Below are 14,589 nucleotides of genomic sequence, written 5' to 3'. Positions count from 1 at the left end.
CGGCCGATGTTACGCCCCCGCGAGAGCCGCTTCCACGGCCTTGAGATCGAAGCCCTTGAGCCCGATCACGGTGAGGCGCCCGTCGCGGGCTTCGCTCGTTGCCCAGGGCCGGTCGAAATGATGGCCGACGCGCCGGCCGACGCCCTGCACCACGAGCCGCATCGGCTTGCCTGGCACGGCGGTGAAGCCCTTGAGGCGCAGCACGCCCTCGGCCTCGGCTGCCTTGGCGACGCGCGCCGTCAGTTCCTCCGGCGTGAGGCCCGCCGGCAGCGGCACGGCGACCGAGTCGAAATCGTCATGGTCGTGATCGTGCTCGCCCTCGCCGTGATGCGAAGGGCGGGCGGCGAGATCGCTCTCGGCCGCGGCACCGAGGCCGACGATCAGCGCCGGCTCGACCTTGCCATGGGAGGTCTCGACGATCTTGATTGCCTTGGGCAGATGCTCGGCGATCTCAGCCTTGACCCGCGCGCGACCGGCCTCGTCGACGAGGTCGCTCTTGTTGAGCAGGATGAGATCCGCGCAGAGGATCTGGTCCTCGAACACCTCCTCCAGCGGGTTGTCATGTTCGACGGAGGCGTCGGCCGCCTTTTGTGCCGCGAGTGCCTCCGGATCATCGGCGAACTGGCCCTCGGCCACGGCCGGCCCGTCGACCACGGCGATGACGCCGTCGACCGTGACGCGCGAGCGGATCGCCGGCCAGTTGAAGGCGGTGACGAGCGGCTTCGGCAGGGCGAGGCCGGAGGTCTCGATCAGGATATGCTCGGGCGGGTTCGGCCGATTCAGCAGCTTCTCCAGCGCCGGCACGAAATCGTCGGCGACGGTGCAGCAGATGCAGCCATTCGGCAGCTCGACCACGTCCTCGTCGCTGCAGCCGGCGATGCCGCAGCCCTTGAGGAATTCGCCGTCGAAGCCGAGATCGCCGAATTCGTTGACGAGCACGGCGAGCTTCTTGCCCTGCGCGTTTTCGAGGAGGTGGCGCACCAGCGTCGTCTTACCGGCGCCGAGGAAGCCGGTGATGATCGTGCAGGGCGTCTTGCCGAGATTGGCGGTCTGCGGAGCGTTCATGATGTCATCCTTGCTGGCGCGCCGGCAAAGGCGGCACGCGCGCGACCACGCCCTTGCGGAAGGACTGCGGTCGTTCTTTCCAGGGAACGATGCCGTTGGCGCTGGCGGCATAGGCCTCCGCCGCGCCGACGATCTCGTCGAGATGGGTGTCGGTGTCGAGGTCGCCGATCAGATAGGTCCATTTGCCGTCGGCGCTGAGCGCGATGGTGCAGGGCCGCTTGCAGACGGCGAGGCATTCGACGGGCAGCACGGGGATCGTGCTACCCTTGGCTGCGAGCTGAGCGGCGAGGCGTTCGGCCAGCGCCAGCCCCGGCTGGTCGTAACCATCGGGGAGGTCGGCGCGGGCACGGCGGCAGGCCGTGCAGACATGAATGGTGAGGTCGCCCTCGGACATCTGGTTTGCCTTTCGCGCGGCGCCCGAAGGCACCGCTATCCTCAGGCCGCAGCCGCGCGGCGGCTCATCCAGGGCCAGAGCGTGCCGACCATGAAGGCGGTGACCAGCCAGAGCGCGGCCTGGATGCCGAGCGACAGCGAGGTGAAATGCGCGGCGAGCTCGGCCGGCACCTTGCTCTCCGGCGTCGGCGCATGCGGCGCCCCGACGAGATGCGGCAGCAGGATCACGACGACGGCCAGGAGCTTGAGCCAGGGCGCCTCGTAGCGCAGGAACAGGAACAGCCCGATCGCGGTGGCGATGGTGGTCGCGAGCCACCAGAGCTGGCGCGCCTGCAGGGCGGCCGAGGCGGCTCCCGGCAGTTCCGGAGCGAGCCCCATTCCCGGCGCGAGGCCGAAAGCGAGGAAGCCGCAGGCGCCCCAGATCAGCGCGCGGCGCGGGTCGATGCTGTCGCCCGCCGCGAGCATGCCGGCCAGCAGCAGCGCCGCGAAGCCGATCGCGGTGCCGATGGTGGCGACGCTGGTGAAGAGCATGCGCTGGGCACCGTCTTGCGGCTTCCATTCGTCATGCTCCGCCCCTTCGGCGTGATCGGCGCCGCCATGGGCGAGGATGATGCGGGCTTCGCCCTGCGCGAAGGCGAGATGCGCTCTCGCTCCGTCGCGCATGGCGTTTTCATAGGTTTCCGCCTTGAGGATCAGCGGGGTGGTGGTGACATGCTGCAGGGCGGCGACGATCAAGCCAGCCAGGAGCCCGGCCAGGATGCTGACCGTGAGAACGCGCGTGACCATGATGGCTTTCCCTCAGTGGCAGGGAAAGGCGAGGCCGTGGCGGGTGTCGTGCGCGGCGTTGTGGACATTCGTCGAGGCCGCGAAACCGGTCGTATAGACCAATGCGATTCCGACGATGAGGGCGGCGGCGACTGCCTTCACCCGCTCCGAGACGCTGATCTGTGAGGTGGAAACCGAAACGGTATTCATGACTGTTCTCCGTAGCCGCCCCGCCGGCAGCCGGTTGGATCGTTGCGGGTCGACGGCAGGTCTCCTGGCTCGCGGATTTGGCGCCCTTGTGCCGCCTTCCCGGAGCGTGCGCTCCAGTGGCCGATGGCGAAGGACATCCGCTTACAGTTGCGGGGGCAGCCGCGGTCTCGCACCGCGTTCCCTTTTCACCTCCTCGCGGAGGCACCGTCAGCGACGATCATTAGCCTTCGGCGGACTGCTGTGCAATGCAAAGGACGTGTCATCCGCGAGCCCTCATCCTGAGGAGCGCCGCAGGCGCGTCTCGAAGGATGCTCCAGATGGTTCCGGAGCTTTCTGGAACATCCTTCGAGACGCCGCTCACGCGGCTCCTCAGGATGAGGGCTCGTGAAACCAGCGGCCGATGCGATGCAGAAAGAAATCCCCCATCTCACCCTCGTCCTTGGCGGCGCCCGTTCCGGCAAGAGCCGCCATGCCGAGGCGCTGATCGAGGCGTTGCCGGCGCCCTGGAGCTATATCGCCACGGCCCAGGCCTATGACGACGAGATGCGCGAGCGCATCGCCGAGCATCGCGCCCGCCGGCCCGCCGGCTGGCAGACGGTCGATGCACCGCTCGATCTGGCCGAGACCATCGCCGCCCAGCCGGCGGGCCGTCCGATCCTGGTCGACTGCCTGACGCTTTGGCTCACCAATCTGATCCTCGCAGAGCATGATACGGCCGCCGCCCGGGAAACCTTGATCGCTGCCTGCGAGCGCGTCTGCGCCCCGCTCGTTCTGGTCGGCAACGAGGTCGGCCTCGGCATCGTGCCGGAGAACGCGCTCGCCCGCCGCTTCCGCGACGAGGCCGGGCGGCTGCATCAGGCGCTTGCGGCGCGCGCTGCCAGCGTGGTCTTCATGGTCGCCGGATTGCCGATGCGCGTGAAATGATGCGGATGAAAAGATGACCGACAGCGAAGATGCCGCCCGCCACAAGGCGAAGATGGAGAAGCGCAAGGCGGTGCAGGACGCCGAGGTCGCCTCCAAGACGCTCGAGAAGGGGCTCCTGATCGTCAACACCGGCCCCGGCAAGGGCAAGTCGACGGCGGCTTTCGGCCTGATCCTGCGCGCGCTCGGCCATGGCTGGCGCATCGGCGTGGTGCAGTTCATCAAGGGCGCCTGGTCGACCGGCGAGCGCCGGGCGCTCGAAGCCTTCGGCGATCAGGTGAGCTGGCACAGCATGGGCGAGGGCTTCACCTGGGAGACGCAGGACAAGGCCCGCGACATCGCCGCCGCCGAGCGCGCCTTCGCCAAGGCCAGGGAGTTGATGGCCGATCCCAAGATCAGATTGTTGGTGCTCGACGAGCTCAACATCGCCCTGCGTTACGACTATCTGCCGCTCGCCGAGGCGGTCGAGGTGCTCCGCGCCCGCCGGCCGGACCTCCACATCGTCGTTACCGGCCGCAACGCCAAGCCAGAGCTGATCGAGGCGGCCGACCTCGTCACCGAGATGACGCTGGTGAAGCATCATTTCGCCGTCGGCGTGAAAGCGCAGGAAGGGATCGAGTTCTAACGTTGCCTCGCAGGTTGGCACGGGAAGCCGGAAGCGTCGTCTTTCTGGGACGTGACTTCGGAGGTCCCGGTCGAGGCGCGAGGATCCCTCTCCTGGAAGGAGAGGGCAGGGCGAGGTGTGGGAGTCGGACCAGTTCCGCTAGTGCTCACAGCGCGGCTGGATTCAAGCCGACCTTTTCGCTCCGAACACCTCCCCCTACTCTTCTCCTGGAAAGGAGAGGAGTTCCCGAGCCTCTTGACGAGGGCGGCATTCGCTCTCAAATTGAATCTGAATTCAAGTTCAATTCGGAGCCCGCATGGCCGACGGAACGCCAAAGCAACCGCGCAAGGCCGGCAAGCGGGAGGCGATCCTCTCCGCCGCGCGCGGGATCGTCTCCGAAGTCGGCTTCCACGAGACCTCGATCGCCGCGGTGGCTTCCGCCAGCGGCGTCTCGACCGGCAGCGTCTATTCCTATTTCGCCTCCAAGGCCGAGCTGATGGCCGAGATCGTCGCTATCGTCTCGACGCGCGAGCTCGCCGTGCTGCGCGAGATCGCCGCGAGCGATGCTCCCGTCACCAAGCGCCTGACCGCCGCGGTCGAGGCTTTCGCCCGGCGCGCCTTCGCCAATCGCCGCCTCGCCTGGTCGATGATCGCCGAGCCCGCCGACCCGGCGGTCGACGCGACACGGCTTGACTATCGCCGCGAGATCGCCGGCATTTTTCGCGCGCTCGTCATCGAGGGCGGCAGGCAGGGGGCTTTTCGCCCCGTCGATCCGGACGCGGCGGCCGCGATGATCGTCGGTGGCTTCATGGAGGCGCTGATCGGCCCGCTCTCGCCGGAGCGCGCGATCACGCCCGAGCGCGGCCGCGAGATTGCCACGGCTCTCGCCGATCTCTCCCTCGCCGCGCTGATCTCCCGAGAAGGACAGGCCACATGAGCACGCTCGACGCTTACGGCTACGATACGCACGAGGTGCTGAATCAGGCGCCGGCGCTGGCGGATTACGATGCCTTCGCGGCGGATCCGGCTCTCGGCCGCATTCTCGATAGCTTCGGAGCCGGCTGGTTCCGCGAGCAGGCGAGCGTGGTCGGTGGCCATGTCGGGTCGCAAGCGGTCCAGGACCTGGCGCGGCAGGCCAATCGCAGCCTGCCGGAATTGCGCACGCATGATCGCTGGGGCCGGCGCGTCGACCAGATCGAGTTCCATCCGGCCTGGCACGAATTGATGGGCCTCGCGATGCGCGATGAGTTCCATTCCTTGTGCTGGACCAGGCCGCACCAAGGCGCGCAGGTGGCGCGTGCCGCAGTCTCCTATCTCTGGAACCAGGGCGAGAACGGCATCTGCTGCCCGCTCGGCATGACCTATTCGGCCATTCCCGTGCTGCAGCGCGATTCCGCGCGCTGGGCCGAGTTCGGCCGGCTGGTCATCTCGTCGGAGTACGACCCGCGCCCCTTGCCGGCCACGCAGAAGCGCGGCGGCACGGTCGGGATGGCGATGACCGAGAAGCAGGGCGGCTCGGATCTCCGCCAGACCCAGACGGTCGCGACGCGCAATGCCGACGGCACCTACTCGCTCACCGGCCATAAATGGTTCTTTTCCGTCCCGCATTCCGACGTCTTCCTGACGCTCGCGCGGACGGAGGAGGGGGTCTCCTGCTTCGTCGCGCCGGGCTGGCTGCCGGATGGCTCGCGCAACCGGCTGCAGATCCAGCGGCTCAAGGACAAGTGCGGCAACAAGTCGAATGCCTCCTCCGAGGTCGAGTTCCGCGGCGTCCTCGCCCACCTCATCGGGGAGCCCGGTCACGGCATCCGCGCCGGGCTGGAGATGAACCACTATACCCGCCTCGATTTCGCCGTCGGCTCGGCCGGGTTGATGCGCCATGCGGTGGCGCAGGCCGCGCATCACACCGCGCATCGCCGCGCCTTCCAGAAGGCGCTGATCGACCAGCCGATCATGACGAATGTGATCGCTGACCTCGCTCTGGAGGCCGAGGCCTCCGCCTGGCTCGCCTTCCGCTTCGTCCATGCGCTCGATCGCGAAGGCGAGAGCGAGGCCGAGAAGCTGCTCGGCCGCATCGGCGCGCCGATCGCGAAATACTGGAATTGCAGGCGCGTCACGCCGGTCGTCGCCGAAGCGCTGGAATGCCATGGCGGCAACGGCTTCATCGAGGACCATCTGATGGCGCGGCTCTATCGCGAGGCGCCGCTCAACGGCATCTGGGAGGGCACGGGCAATGTCGTCTGCCTCGACGTGCTCCGCTCGATCCGCCGCTATCCCGATTGCGTGCCGGCCCTGCTCGACGAATTGCGCGCCGCCCGCGGCAACGATCCGCGCTACGACGCCTTCCTGACCGAGCTGGAGACCGATCTCGTCGATGTGCTCAGGCACGAGCATCTGGCACGACGCTTCGTCGAGCGGATGGCGCTGGCCCTGTCGGCCTCGCTCTTGATCCGCCACGCGCCGCATGCGGTCGCCGACGCCTTCGTCGCCTCGCGGCTGGCCGGCGGCTGGTCGGGACATTTCGGCTCGCTGCCGCAGGGCGCCGATCTGCAGGCGATCGCGGGGAGAGCCGTGCCCGTTCCCAACTAGGCGGTCACAGGATGGCTGTTGCCGCGAGCAGCGCCGCCAGCCCCCAGAGCAGGCCGCAGGAGCGGCGGTAGAGCCGCAGCGCTCGCCTGATATCGGTCGCATTCGCTTCGGCCCTGCCATCGCCCATCCAGTGGTCCTCGACGCGGGTTTCGCCATAGACGCGCGGGCCGGCGAGGCGCCGGCCCAGCGCGCCGGCCATGGCCGCCTCCGGCCAGCCGGCATTGGGCGAGCGATGCTTGCCCGCGTCGTGCCGCACGGCCCGCCAGGCATTGCGGGCATCGGCTGTCCGGTCGAGAGCGGCGGAGGCCACCAGCAGCAGCGCCGTCAGCCGCGAAGCGGGCAGGTTGACGAGGTCGTCCAGCCGCGCCGCCGCCCAGCCGAAGGCGAGATGGCGCGGCGTGCGGTGGCCGATCATCGAATCGGCGGTGTTGATCGCCTTGTAGGCGGCGATGCCCGGCAATCCGCCCGCGCCGAGCCAGAAAGCCGGCGCGACGATGCCGTCGGAAAAATTCTCGGCGAGGCTCTCGATCGCGGCGCGCGCCACGCCTGCCTCGTCCAGCGTCTGCGGATTGCGCCCGACGATCATCGCGACGGCTCGACGGCCGCCGTCCAGCCCCTCGCGCTCCAGCCCTTCGGCAACACTGGCGACATGTTCGTGGAGGCTGCGTTGGGCAATCAGCGTCGAGGCGAGGAGCGCGAGCGGGATCAGGCCGAGCAGTCCGAAGGAGAGACACAGGCGCTGGGCCAGTGCGGACAAGGCGATGATGACGGCGAGCAGCAGGGCCAGCGCCAGCGCGCCCATGGCCTTGCGCGTGGCGAAGGAGGCGGCCTCGCGGTTCAGCACTCGATCAAGCATGCCGATCCATCGTCCGATCCAGGTGACGGGATGGCCGATTGCGGCATAGAAGCGCGAGGGATAGCCGAAGGCCGCCTCGATCGCGAGGGCAAGCACGAGCAGCGGCAGGCTGGCGGAGAGGTTCATGCGGAGCGCGGGCGCGATTGGGGCTGGAGACTTGGCTGAGGACGGCATCTGGCATGGCGGTGATCTCGCCACGGCCCGCGCGCTCTTTCCGGATGCGCCCGGGCCCTGGATCGATCTCTCCACCGGGATCAATCCGATCCCCTATCCGCTTCCGGAGCTGCCGTTAAGCCTGTGGACGCGCCTGCCGGGCGCCGATGACGAGGCCGCGCTCCTCGCCGCGGCCCGCGCTGCCTATAGGGTGCCGGGCGATGCCGGCATCGTCGCCGCGCCCGGCACGCAGATCCTGATCGAATTGCTGCCCCGTCTGGCGCCAGCAGGGCCCGTCGCCATCCTCGGGCCGACCTATGCCGAGCATGCCCATGCCTGGCGCAAGGCAGGCTATGTCGTCACCGAGGCGGCAAGGCCCGAAGAGGCGGCGGCGACCCTCGTCGTGGTCAATCCCAACAACCCTGACGGGCGGCTGCTCTCGCGGGCGGAAATCGCGGAGCTTGCGGCGCGCTGCGCTGCCCGCGGCGGCTTGCTCGTCGTCGACGAAGCCTTTGCAGACTTCACGCCGGAGACGAGCATCATGCCGGATCTGCCAGCCAGTGTGGTGGTACTGCGCTCCTTCGGCAAGACCTATGGCCTAGCTGGTCTGCGCCTCGGCTTCGCCATTGGTGCGCCCGATCTGACGGCACAGCTCGCGGTGGCGCTCGGGCCCTGGTCGGTCGCCGGCCCGGCTCTGCATCTCGGCGCGCAGGCCTTGGCGGATGCCGCCTGGCTCGCCGATGCCGGTGAAGCGCGGGCGCGGGACGCTGCGCGCCTCGATGAGCTGCTCGCGCCGCGTGGCCGCATCGTCGGCGGCACGAGCCTGTTCCGTCTGCTCGAAACGCCGGCAGCACCAGCACTCTTCGCCCGCCTCGGCCGCCACGGAATCTATGTTCGCCGCTTCCAGAATGCGCCGGATCGTTTGCGCTTCGGTCTGCCGGGCGATGAGGCTGCGTGGTCGCGCTTGCAGCAGGCGCTGGCCGCCGATGTCCGGCAGGCATCGCCGTCAGCGTGAAGCTTGCATGCGGTGGGCGCGGGGACAGCGGCCGGCGCGCCGTCTAACGTCGCCCAAAATGCGGATTCGGGAGGAAGTGCACAGATGACGTTGTTGCCAGCGGAGAGCGAGCTGACGATCGGCTTCGCCCACGCCGCCTATCAGTTGCAGGACGAGTTCCTGACGCGCGGACGCGGCGCGAAGCATTTCGAGGTGCGCACCCTCGACGATCTGCGCGAGCGGGCGCCGGAAGCCGATGTCCTGGTCGTCTCGGGCCTCTGGCGCAACGACATCCTGCCGCGCCTGCCGAAACTGCGTTTCATCCAGTCGGTGAGTGCCGGCACCGACCAGTTCGACAAGGCGGCGCTGGCGGCGGCCGGGGTCCGGCTCGCGAGCGCCCAGGGCAGCAATGAGCGCGCCGTCGCCGAGCATGCGATCTCGCTGATCCTGGCTCTGGCGCGCCAGATTCATTTCGCCCGCGACAACCAGATGGCGCAGCGCTGGCGCCCGATGATCGGCGACCGTGCCCGGCGCGAGGACGAGCTCGGCGGCAAGACGCTGGTGATCGTCGGCCTCGGCCGCATCGGCCTGAGACTCGCGAAGCTGGCCTGCGCCTTCGACATGCGCGTCATCGGCGTGCGCCGCAATCCGGAGGCGCATCCGCATGTCCATGCGATCGTCAAGCCCGACCGTCTCGCCGAGGTCGTGGCGGAGGCCGATTTCGTCGCCCTGACCTGCCCGCTCACGCCTGAGACCGAGGGGCTGATCGATGTGCGCATCCTCGGTGCGATGAAGCCTTCGGCCTTCCTCGTCAATGTCGCGCGCGGCAAGGTCGTCGACGAGGCGGCCCTGCTCGGCGCGTTGGCCGGCGGCCAGATCGCCGGCGCCGGGCTCGACTGCTTCCATGAGGAGCCCCTGCCGGCCGCCTCGCCCTTCTGGCGCCTGCCGCAGGTGATCGTCACCCCCCACAGCGCCGGCGAGACGCGGCTCTACGAGCGCAATGTCGTCGACATGCTCCTCGACAATCTCGACAGGCTGGCGCGCGGCGAGCAGAGCCTGCGCAACCAGGTCGTCTAGGGAGGATCGCGGCGTGCCGCCGCATCTCTTCCGGTCGGGCGGGCCGGCGCTGATCCCCGCGCTCGGCGTCACCCAGATCTTCGGCTATGGCGCGCTCTATTACGCCTTCACCGTGCTCGCGCCGCGCATCAGCGCCGAATTCGGCTGGGCGCCGGAATGGACCTTCGGCGGTTTCGCCGTCGGCCTGCTGCTGGGCGGCGCGGTCGCGCCGGTGACGGGGAGCCTGATCGACCGCTACGGCACCCGGCTGGTGATGACGCTGGGTTCCGTCCTGGCCGGGCTTTCTCTGATGGCGCTCGCCGAGGTGCGCGGCATCGTCAGCTATGTCGCGGCGATGGTGGTGCTCCAGGCGGTCACGACCGCGGTGTTCTACGATGCCGCCTTCACGGCGCTGAGTCAGGCGCGTGGCGACCGGGCACGCCGCGCGATCAGCCAGCTCACCCTGATCGCCGGCTTCGCCTCGACCCTGTTCTGGCCTCTGACCAGCACCCTGCTCGCCATCCTCGACTGGCGCGGCGTCTACCGGCTCTACGGCCTGTCGCAGCTCGTCATCTGCGCGCCGCTGCATCTCGCCTTCCTGCCCGGCCGGGTCCGCCGTGCGGCCGCCCAGCCTGCGGCGATCCCGGACGATGCCGGCGCGATCGCGGCGCCGGCCTATCTCGGGGGCGAGGCGCGCCGTCGCGCTTTCCTGCTGCTGGCGCTCGCCTTCTCGTTGCAGGGCTTCGTCGTCTCCGCCATGGCCGTGCATCTGCTGGCGCTGCTGCGCGGTTTCGGGCTTAGCGCGGCCGTGGCGGTGGGCATCGGCACGATGCTCGGGCCGTCCCAGGTTGCGGGGCGCCTCGTTGAGATGCTGTTCGGGAAGGCTGTGCCGCCGGTGACCACGGCCTGGGTCTCCGCCTGCCTGATGCCGCTCGGCCTCGCGCTCCTGTTGATCGGGGGCGCATTGCCGGCGGTCGCCGGTCTCTTCGCCGTCGCCTTCGGCATCAGCATGGGGCTGGGCTCGATCGTGCGCGGCACGGTGCCGCTCCAGCTTTTCGGGCCGGTCGGCTTCGGTGCGACGATGGGCAAGCTCGCGGCGCCCGGCCTCGTCATCAAGGCGGCGGCGCCGCTCGTCTTCGCCATCGCGCTGGAACGCGGCGGCGTGACGGTCTCGACGCTGGTGCTGATCGTGCTGTCCGCCCTGGCGGCGGCGGCCCTCTTCGTGCTCGCCCGCAGCCGCGCGGCGTAACCCTTCAGGCCAGCATGGTGCGCCACCACCGGCGCGCGGCGTCGCGCGTCCGCATGGCGAAGCCATAGGCCGAGGTTTCCCTGACCCAGCCGAGCACGGTGTCGCGCACCCGCACCACCTGCGCCATGATCCAGGCGAACCAGCGATAGCTCAGCAGCTTCTCGCGCCCGGCCTCATAGATGCGCTCGACCAGGACGAAGCTCATTAGATGCGCGAAGGCGGTCACGACGAGCCCGGGCCAGAACTGGCCGCGCGCGAACAGCAGCAGGCCGAAAATCTTCAGCGGTTCGGCGATCGCGAAGGGGATCGCCAGCGCCAACAGCACGAGCGGGCGCGGCAGGGCGGCGACCCTCTCCTCGAGCTTTTGCACGATGCGCAAATCGGCAAGCCGGCGGATCAGCGGCCGGTAGAGCGGCCGCAGCAGCTCGTCGAGGACGATGAAGACGACGAGGATCGCGCGCAGCACCGCGAGCAGCCCGCGCTTGAGCGGGCCGCGCTTCGGGGCGGGCGGAGGCGAAAACGGATCGGACATCGCAGCCGGATTCATAAGCCTGAATTGATGGCGTTTCAAAGCCTGCGGCGCGGCGCATCCGGGACATGCCCCGCTCAGCGGCGCGCATCCTCCTTGAGCATCGCCGCGCCCTTCTCGGCGATCATCATGGTCGGGTTGGCGGTGTTGCCCGAGGTGATGGCCGGCATCACCGAGGCATCGATGACGCGCAGCCCGCTCACGCCGCGCACCTTGAGCCTTTCGTCCAGCACGGCGAGGGGATCGTCGGCGCGGCCCATCTTCGCCGTGCCGACGGGATGGAAGATCGTCGTGCCGAGCTTGCCGGCGGCCTCCAGCAGCGCCGCGTCGGAATCGGCGGCCGCGCCCGGCAGATATTCCTCCGGCCGGAAGCGGGCGAGCGGCGCCTGCGCCACGATCCGCCGCGTCAGCTTCAGCGCATCGATCGCGACCTGCCGATCCTCCTCCGTATCGAGATAGTTCGGGGAAATGACCGGTCCGTCATAGGGATCGGCCGAACGCAGATGCACGCTGCCCCGGCTCGACGGCCTGAGATTGCAGACGCTCGCCGTGAAGGCGTCGAAGGGATGCAGGCCCGATCCCCAGCTATCCAGCGACAGCGGCTGGAAATGATATTGCAGGTTCGCCGTCGCGTAGTCCGGCGAGGATTTGGCGAAGGCGCCGACCTGCGAGGGCGCCATGGTCAGGGGGCCGGTGCGCAGCGCCGCCCATTCCAGCGCCATCAGCGGCCGGCGCCAGAGCCTCGCATAGTCGCTGTTCAGCGTCTTGACGCCATGGACCTTGTAGACCGGCCGGATCTGCAGATGGTCCTGCAGGTTCGCGCCGACGCCGGGCGCATCGACCCGCGTCTCGATCCCGAGCGACTGGAGATGGGCGCCGCCGCCGATGCCGGAGCGTTCGAGCAGGAGCGGGGAGGCGACGGCGCCGGCCGACAGCACCACCTCGCCGCGCACCTCCACCCTGAGCTTCTCCGCGCTCGGCGTACCCGCGCCATGGGTGAATTCGACGGCGGTCGCGCGGCCCTCCTCGAAGACGATGCGCTCGACATGCACCCGCGTCTCCAGCCGCAGATTGCTGCGGTCACGCTGGTCGAGCAGCGGCCTCAGAAAGGCGTTGAAGGCGCTCAGCCGCCGTCCGCGCCGCTGGTTCACCTGGAAATAGGAGGAGCCTTCATTGTCGCCGGTGTTGAAATCCGGGATCTTGGCGATGCCGGCCGCCTCGGCCGCGTCGCGGATGGCGTCGAGAATCGCCCAGCGCACCCGCGGATGCTCGACGCGCCATTCCCCGCCGGCCCTGTGCAGCCCGCCGGGCGGCGGCGCGATATGGTCCTCATGTCTGAGGAAATAGGGCAGCACATCGTCCCAGCCCCAGCCGGAGAGGCCGCGCTGGCGCCAGCCATCGTAATCGGCCGCCTGGCCGCGCATATAGACCATGGCGTTGATCGCCGACGAGCCGCCGACGACCTTGCCGCGCGGATAGGCCAGCACCCGGCCGCCGAGCCCCGCTTGCGGCTCGGTCTGGAACATCCAGTCGGCGCGCGGATGGCCGATGGCGAAGAGATAGCCGACCGGAATGTGGAACCAGATCCAGTCATCCTTGCCGCCGGCCTCCAGCACCATGACTTTCCTATCCGGATCGGCCGCCAGCCGGTTGGCGACGACGCAGCCAGCCGAGCCCGCACCGATGACGACATAGTCGAAAGTGCCGATCAGGCGGCGGTCGGTCGAAGGCGTATCGGGCATGGCGTATCCGGTAGGACGATCAAGAGACCACCGATCGCCGGTGGCCGATCAGCAATTTGGCATAGCTCGGTATGGGGCGACAGCGCGCAGAAATGCGCCATTCGTTGATGTCCACCTTCGCTCCAAATTCCCTGGTAGCAGGGAATTATCTGGGATCTTTGAGCTGCTAGGAGGATCGAACCCACGTCTTCTGTGGCCTAAGCGCTTGTAGGAATGGCGATCTTCGTCGGTAGCGTGTTTTTTCGAGCAGGGAATTTGCCTGCGGTGAGTAGGGATTGCTGGCGGCTCGATTAGAGATGTCGGTGTTGCCGCGAAAGCCTGCAGAGGTTGTCGAGTTTGACGGCAAGACGTAGCAGGCGGTGGCCGAGCTGACAAAGACTGTGTTCATATGTTCCTATTGGAGGGCTACGGTCCTTTACAGGATGCTCGTGTGCGTTAGCAGTGGGAAGTTCGTGATTCACGGGCAATGGCCGAGACCGATCAGATTGTGTCCGGCACTCCTGATTGAGGCATTTCACCTCTGAGTGAGCAGCCCTCGTTAGGCAAGGTGGAGGCCTTCCAGCTGGGCTGGACAGGTCGTGATTTGCTGTGAGTGCCTTGTTCTGGTCGTCTCCTTGAAAAGGGAACGATCTTAATATCCTCTCATCCAAGTCTCCGGAGCGCGCTCGTCAGCGCGTCCAGCCCGCGATCAAGGATCTCGGCTCAAACGCGTTGCGGCGTGCTTTGCGCCGCAGGTGAGCGAGAGGGAGCTGTCAGAGTCGGTGCCGTCGGTGCGCAACGTGCGGACGCACTCGAAGAAGCAGATCCATCTGATTGTCGAGAGCATCACGACGTTCGGCTTCGTGTCGCCGATCGTGGCGGCGGTGAATGGCGAGATCGTTGCTGGGCATGGTCGCTTTGATGCGGCGAAACTGTTCGGGATGAAGACAGCCACGTCGATCACCTCAGCACTCAGCAGATCCGGACTTTGCGGATCGCCGATAGCCAGCGGTGGCAAGCGTGGCCTGCAGCATGAGGATACGAACCTCATCCGCCTTGTCGATTTCTCCCGTGGCGCGATAGAACTTCAGCCCGTTTCGATCGTCGGGGATATGACTGCCCGTGACGATGATCGCTGGGCTGCCTCTCCTCATTGCGGTCAGAGCCAGCGCCGGCGTAGGAAGTGCGCCGCAATCGACTGGAACGAGACCGGCATCGGCGATCGCATGCGCGCACTGAGAGGCAATGAGCGGACTCGAAGCACGTAAGTCGCGTCCGATGAGAACCTCGTCGTCGGGAATCATTGCCTCGTCCTCGCGCAGAACGGCGCGAAAGGGCCGAACATAAGTGTAGGTCGGGACGCCGGCGAGTTCATCGACGAGGCCGCGCAAGCCGGAGGTTTCGAATTTTGGACTGCTCATGTCTAACGTCCATGGTCGACCCTGGCTCTTCTTATTTGATAGATAGAGAGACGATCATCATAA

The 14,589-nt window shown here is 67.9% G+C and carries 16 protein-coding genes and 1 riboswitch; of the genes, 7 read left to right on the top strand and 9 right to left on the bottom strand.

Features of this window, described 5'->3' with window-relative positions; genetic code table 11:
• Window positions 1–9: 9 nt before the first annotated feature.
• From cobW to IED13_RS05650, 4 genes are read right to left on the bottom strand one after another with little or no spacing between them, the layout of a single operon-like run.
• Window positions 10–1,065, bottom strand: coding sequence for a cobalamin biosynthesis protein CobW (gene cobW, locus IED13_RS05665; protein ID WP_191123637.1), 1,056 nt, complete (start codon window positions 1,063–1,065; stop codon window positions 10–12).
• A gap of 4 nt (window positions 1,066–1,069) precedes the next feature.
• On the bottom strand, window positions 1,070–1,459 hold the full coding sequence (locus IED13_RS05660; RefSeq protein ID WP_112765217.1) for a DUF1636 family protein: 390 nt from the start codon (window positions 1,457–1,459) through the stop codon (window positions 1,070–1,072).
• Window positions 1,460–1,500: 41 nt separating this feature from the next.
• Window positions 1,501–2,244, bottom strand: coding sequence for a CbtA family protein (locus IED13_RS05655; RefSeq protein ID WP_191123636.1), 744 nt, complete (start codon window positions 2,242–2,244; stop codon window positions 1,501–1,503).
• Between the two features lie 12 nt (window positions 2,245–2,256).
• The gene (locus IED13_RS05650; protein ID WP_038364570.1) at window positions 2,257–2,433 is read right to left on the bottom strand and encodes a CbtB domain-containing protein; all 177 of its coding nucleotides are present in this window, start codon (window positions 2,431–2,433) and stop codon (window positions 2,257–2,259) included.
• Window positions 2,434–2,470: 37 nt separating this feature from the next.
• A riboswitch (cobalamin riboswitch) is annotated at window positions 2,471–2,656 on the bottom strand.
• Between the two features lie 182 nt (window positions 2,657–2,838).
• Here IED13_RS05650 and cobU point away from each other — a divergent pair.
• From cobU to IED13_RS05630, 4 genes are all read left to right on the top strand, one after another.
• Window positions 2,839–3,357 (top strand): bifunctional adenosylcobinamide kinase/adenosylcobinamide-phosphate guanylyltransferase, encoded by a 519-nt coding sequence (gene cobU / locus IED13_RS05645; RefSeq protein WP_191123809.1) that lies wholly within the window; start codon window positions 2,839–2,841, stop codon window positions 3,355–3,357.
• A 13-nt stretch (window positions 3,358–3,370) separates the two neighbouring features.
• A complete protein-coding gene (gene cobO / locus IED13_RS05640) occupies window positions 3,371–3,979 on the top strand; it encodes a cob(I)yrinic acid a,c-diamide adenosyltransferase (protein ID WP_191123635.1) in 609 nt (202 codons plus the stop codon).
• 295 nt (window positions 3,980–4,274) lie between these two features.
• Complete coding sequence (locus tag IED13_RS05635; protein ID WP_191123634.1) at window positions 4,275–4,895, top strand: TetR/AcrR family transcriptional regulator; 621 nt, start codon at window positions 4,275–4,277, stop codon at window positions 4,893–4,895.
• Window positions 4,892–6,547 (top strand): acyl-CoA dehydrogenase family protein, encoded by a 1,656-nt coding sequence (locus IED13_RS05630; protein WP_191123633.1) that lies wholly within the window; start codon window positions 4,892–4,894, stop codon window positions 6,545–6,547. Before IED13_RS05635 ends, IED13_RS05630 begins: the two co-directional genes overlap by 4 nt.
• A 4-nt stretch (window positions 6,548–6,551) precedes the next feature.
• On the opposite strand, the gene cbiB is transcribed toward IED13_RS05630, so the two are convergent.
• Entirely contained in the window at window positions 6,552–7,529 is a 978-nt protein-coding gene (cbiB, locus tag IED13_RS05625) for an adenosylcobinamide-phosphate synthase CbiB (RefSeq protein ID WP_191123632.1), read from the bottom strand.
• Here cbiB and cobD point away from each other — a divergent pair.
• The 3 genes from cobD (at window position 7,528) to IED13_RS05610 (ending at window position 10,855) form a co-directional block, all read left to right on the top strand.
• The gene (gene cobD / locus IED13_RS05620) at window positions 7,528–8,571 is read left to right on the top strand and encodes a threonine-phosphate decarboxylase CobD (protein ID WP_191123631.1); all 1,044 of its coding nucleotides are present in this window, start codon (window positions 7,528–7,530) and stop codon (window positions 8,569–8,571) included. The genes cbiB and cobD overlap by 2 nt on opposite strands.
• An 84-nt stretch (window positions 8,572–8,655) precedes the next feature.
• A complete protein-coding gene (locus IED13_RS05615) occupies window positions 8,656–9,627 on the top strand; it encodes a D-2-hydroxyacid dehydrogenase (protein ID WP_191123630.1) in 972 nt (323 codons plus the stop codon).
• 13 nt (window positions 9,628–9,640) lie between these two features.
• A complete protein-coding gene (locus IED13_RS05610; protein ID WP_191123629.1) occupies window positions 9,641–10,855 on the top strand; it encodes an MFS transporter in 1,215 nt (404 codons plus the stop codon).
• A 4-nt stretch (window positions 10,856–10,859) separates the two neighbouring features.
• On the opposite strand, the gene IED13_RS05605 is transcribed toward IED13_RS05610, so the two are convergent.
• The 4 genes from IED13_RS05605 to IED13_RS05590 form a co-directional block, all read right to left on the bottom strand.
• Window positions 10,860–11,387 carry a hypothetical protein gene (locus IED13_RS05605; protein ID WP_191123628.1) on the bottom strand — a complete coding sequence of 176 codons (528 nt, stop codon included), beginning with the start codon at window positions 11,385–11,387 and terminating at the stop codon, window positions 10,860–10,862.
• 74 nt (window positions 11,388–11,461) lie between these two features.
• Window positions 11,462–13,126, bottom strand: coding sequence for a GMC family oxidoreductase (locus IED13_RS05600; RefSeq protein ID WP_191123627.1), 1,665 nt, complete (start codon window positions 13,124–13,126; stop codon window positions 11,462–11,464).
• A 688-nt stretch (window positions 13,127–13,814) separates the two neighbouring features.
• Window positions 13,815–14,069 carry a hypothetical protein gene (locus IED13_RS29405; RefSeq protein WP_248312469.1) on the bottom strand — a complete coding sequence of 85 codons (255 nt, stop codon included), beginning with the start codon at window positions 14,067–14,069 and terminating at the stop codon, window positions 13,815–13,817.
• 1 nt (window position 14,070) lies between these two features.
• Window positions 14,071–14,526 (bottom strand): phosphohexomutase domain-containing protein, encoded by a 456-nt coding sequence (locus IED13_RS05590; RefSeq protein ID WP_191123626.1) that lies wholly within the window; start codon window positions 14,524–14,526, stop codon window positions 14,071–14,073.
• Window positions 14,527–14,589 lie beyond the last annotated feature (63 nt).

The organism is Allobosea spartocytisi, assembly GCF_014764685.1.
Taxonomy (GTDB): Bacteria; Pseudomonadota; Alphaproteobacteria; order Rhizobiales; family Beijerinckiaceae; genus Allobosea; species Allobosea spartocytisi.
This window is presented reverse-complemented; position numbering and strand designations above follow the sequence as displayed.

What these genes read in the sequence shown, in the direction of transcription:
- cobW (WP_191123637.1), bottom strand. Translation starts at nt 1,065, where the DNA reads ATGAACGCTCCGCAGACCGCCAATCTCGGCAAGACGCCCTGCACGATC.
- IED13_RS05660 (WP_112765217.1), bottom strand. Translation starts at nt 1,459, where the DNA reads ATGTCCGAGGGCGACCTCACCATTCATGTCTGCACGGCCTGCCGCCGT.
- IED13_RS05655 (WP_191123636.1), bottom strand. Translation starts at nt 2,244, where the DNA reads ATGGTCACGCGCGTTCTCACGGTCAGCATCCTGGCCGGGCTCCTGGCT.
- IED13_RS05650 (WP_038364570.1), bottom strand. Translation starts at nt 2,433, where the DNA reads ATGAATACCGTTTCGGTTTCCACCTCACAGATCAGCGTCTCGGAGCGG.
- cobU (WP_191123809.1), top strand. Translation starts at nt 2,839, where the DNA reads ATGCAGAAAGAAATCCCCCATCTCACCCTCGTCCTTGGCGGCGCCCGT.
- cobO (WP_191123635.1), top strand. Translation starts at nt 3,371, where the DNA reads ATGACCGACAGCGAAGATGCCGCCCGCCACAAGGCGAAGATGGAGAAG.
- IED13_RS05635 (WP_191123634.1), top strand. Translation starts at nt 4,275, where the DNA reads ATGGCCGACGGAACGCCAAAGCAACCGCGCAAGGCCGGCAAGCGGGAG.
- IED13_RS05630 (WP_191123633.1), top strand. Translation starts at nt 4,892, where the DNA reads ATGAGCACGCTCGACGCTTACGGCTACGATACGCACGAGGTGCTGAAT.
- cobD (WP_191123631.1), top strand. Translation starts at nt 7,528, where the DNA reads ATGCGGAGCGCGGGCGCGATTGGGGCTGGAGACTTGGCTGAGGACGGC.
- cbiB (WP_191123632.1), bottom strand. Translation starts at nt 7,529, where the DNA reads ATGAACCTCTCCGCCAGCCTGCCGCTGCTCGTGCTTGCCCTCGCGATC.
- IED13_RS05615 (WP_191123630.1), top strand. Translation starts at nt 8,656, where the DNA reads ATGACGTTGTTGCCAGCGGAGAGCGAGCTGACGATCGGCTTCGCCCAC.
- IED13_RS05605 (WP_191123628.1), bottom strand. Translation starts at nt 11,387, where the DNA reads ATGTCCGATCCGTTTTCGCCTCCGCCCGCCCCGAAGCGCGGCCCGCTC.
- IED13_RS05600 (WP_191123627.1), bottom strand. Translation starts at nt 13,126, where the DNA reads ATGCCCGATACGCCTTCGACCGACCGCCGCCTGATCGGCACTTTCGAC.
- IED13_RS05590 (WP_191123626.1), bottom strand. Translation starts at nt 14,526, where the DNA reads ATGAGCAGTCCAAAATTCGAAACCTCCGGCTTGCGCGGCCTCGTCGAT.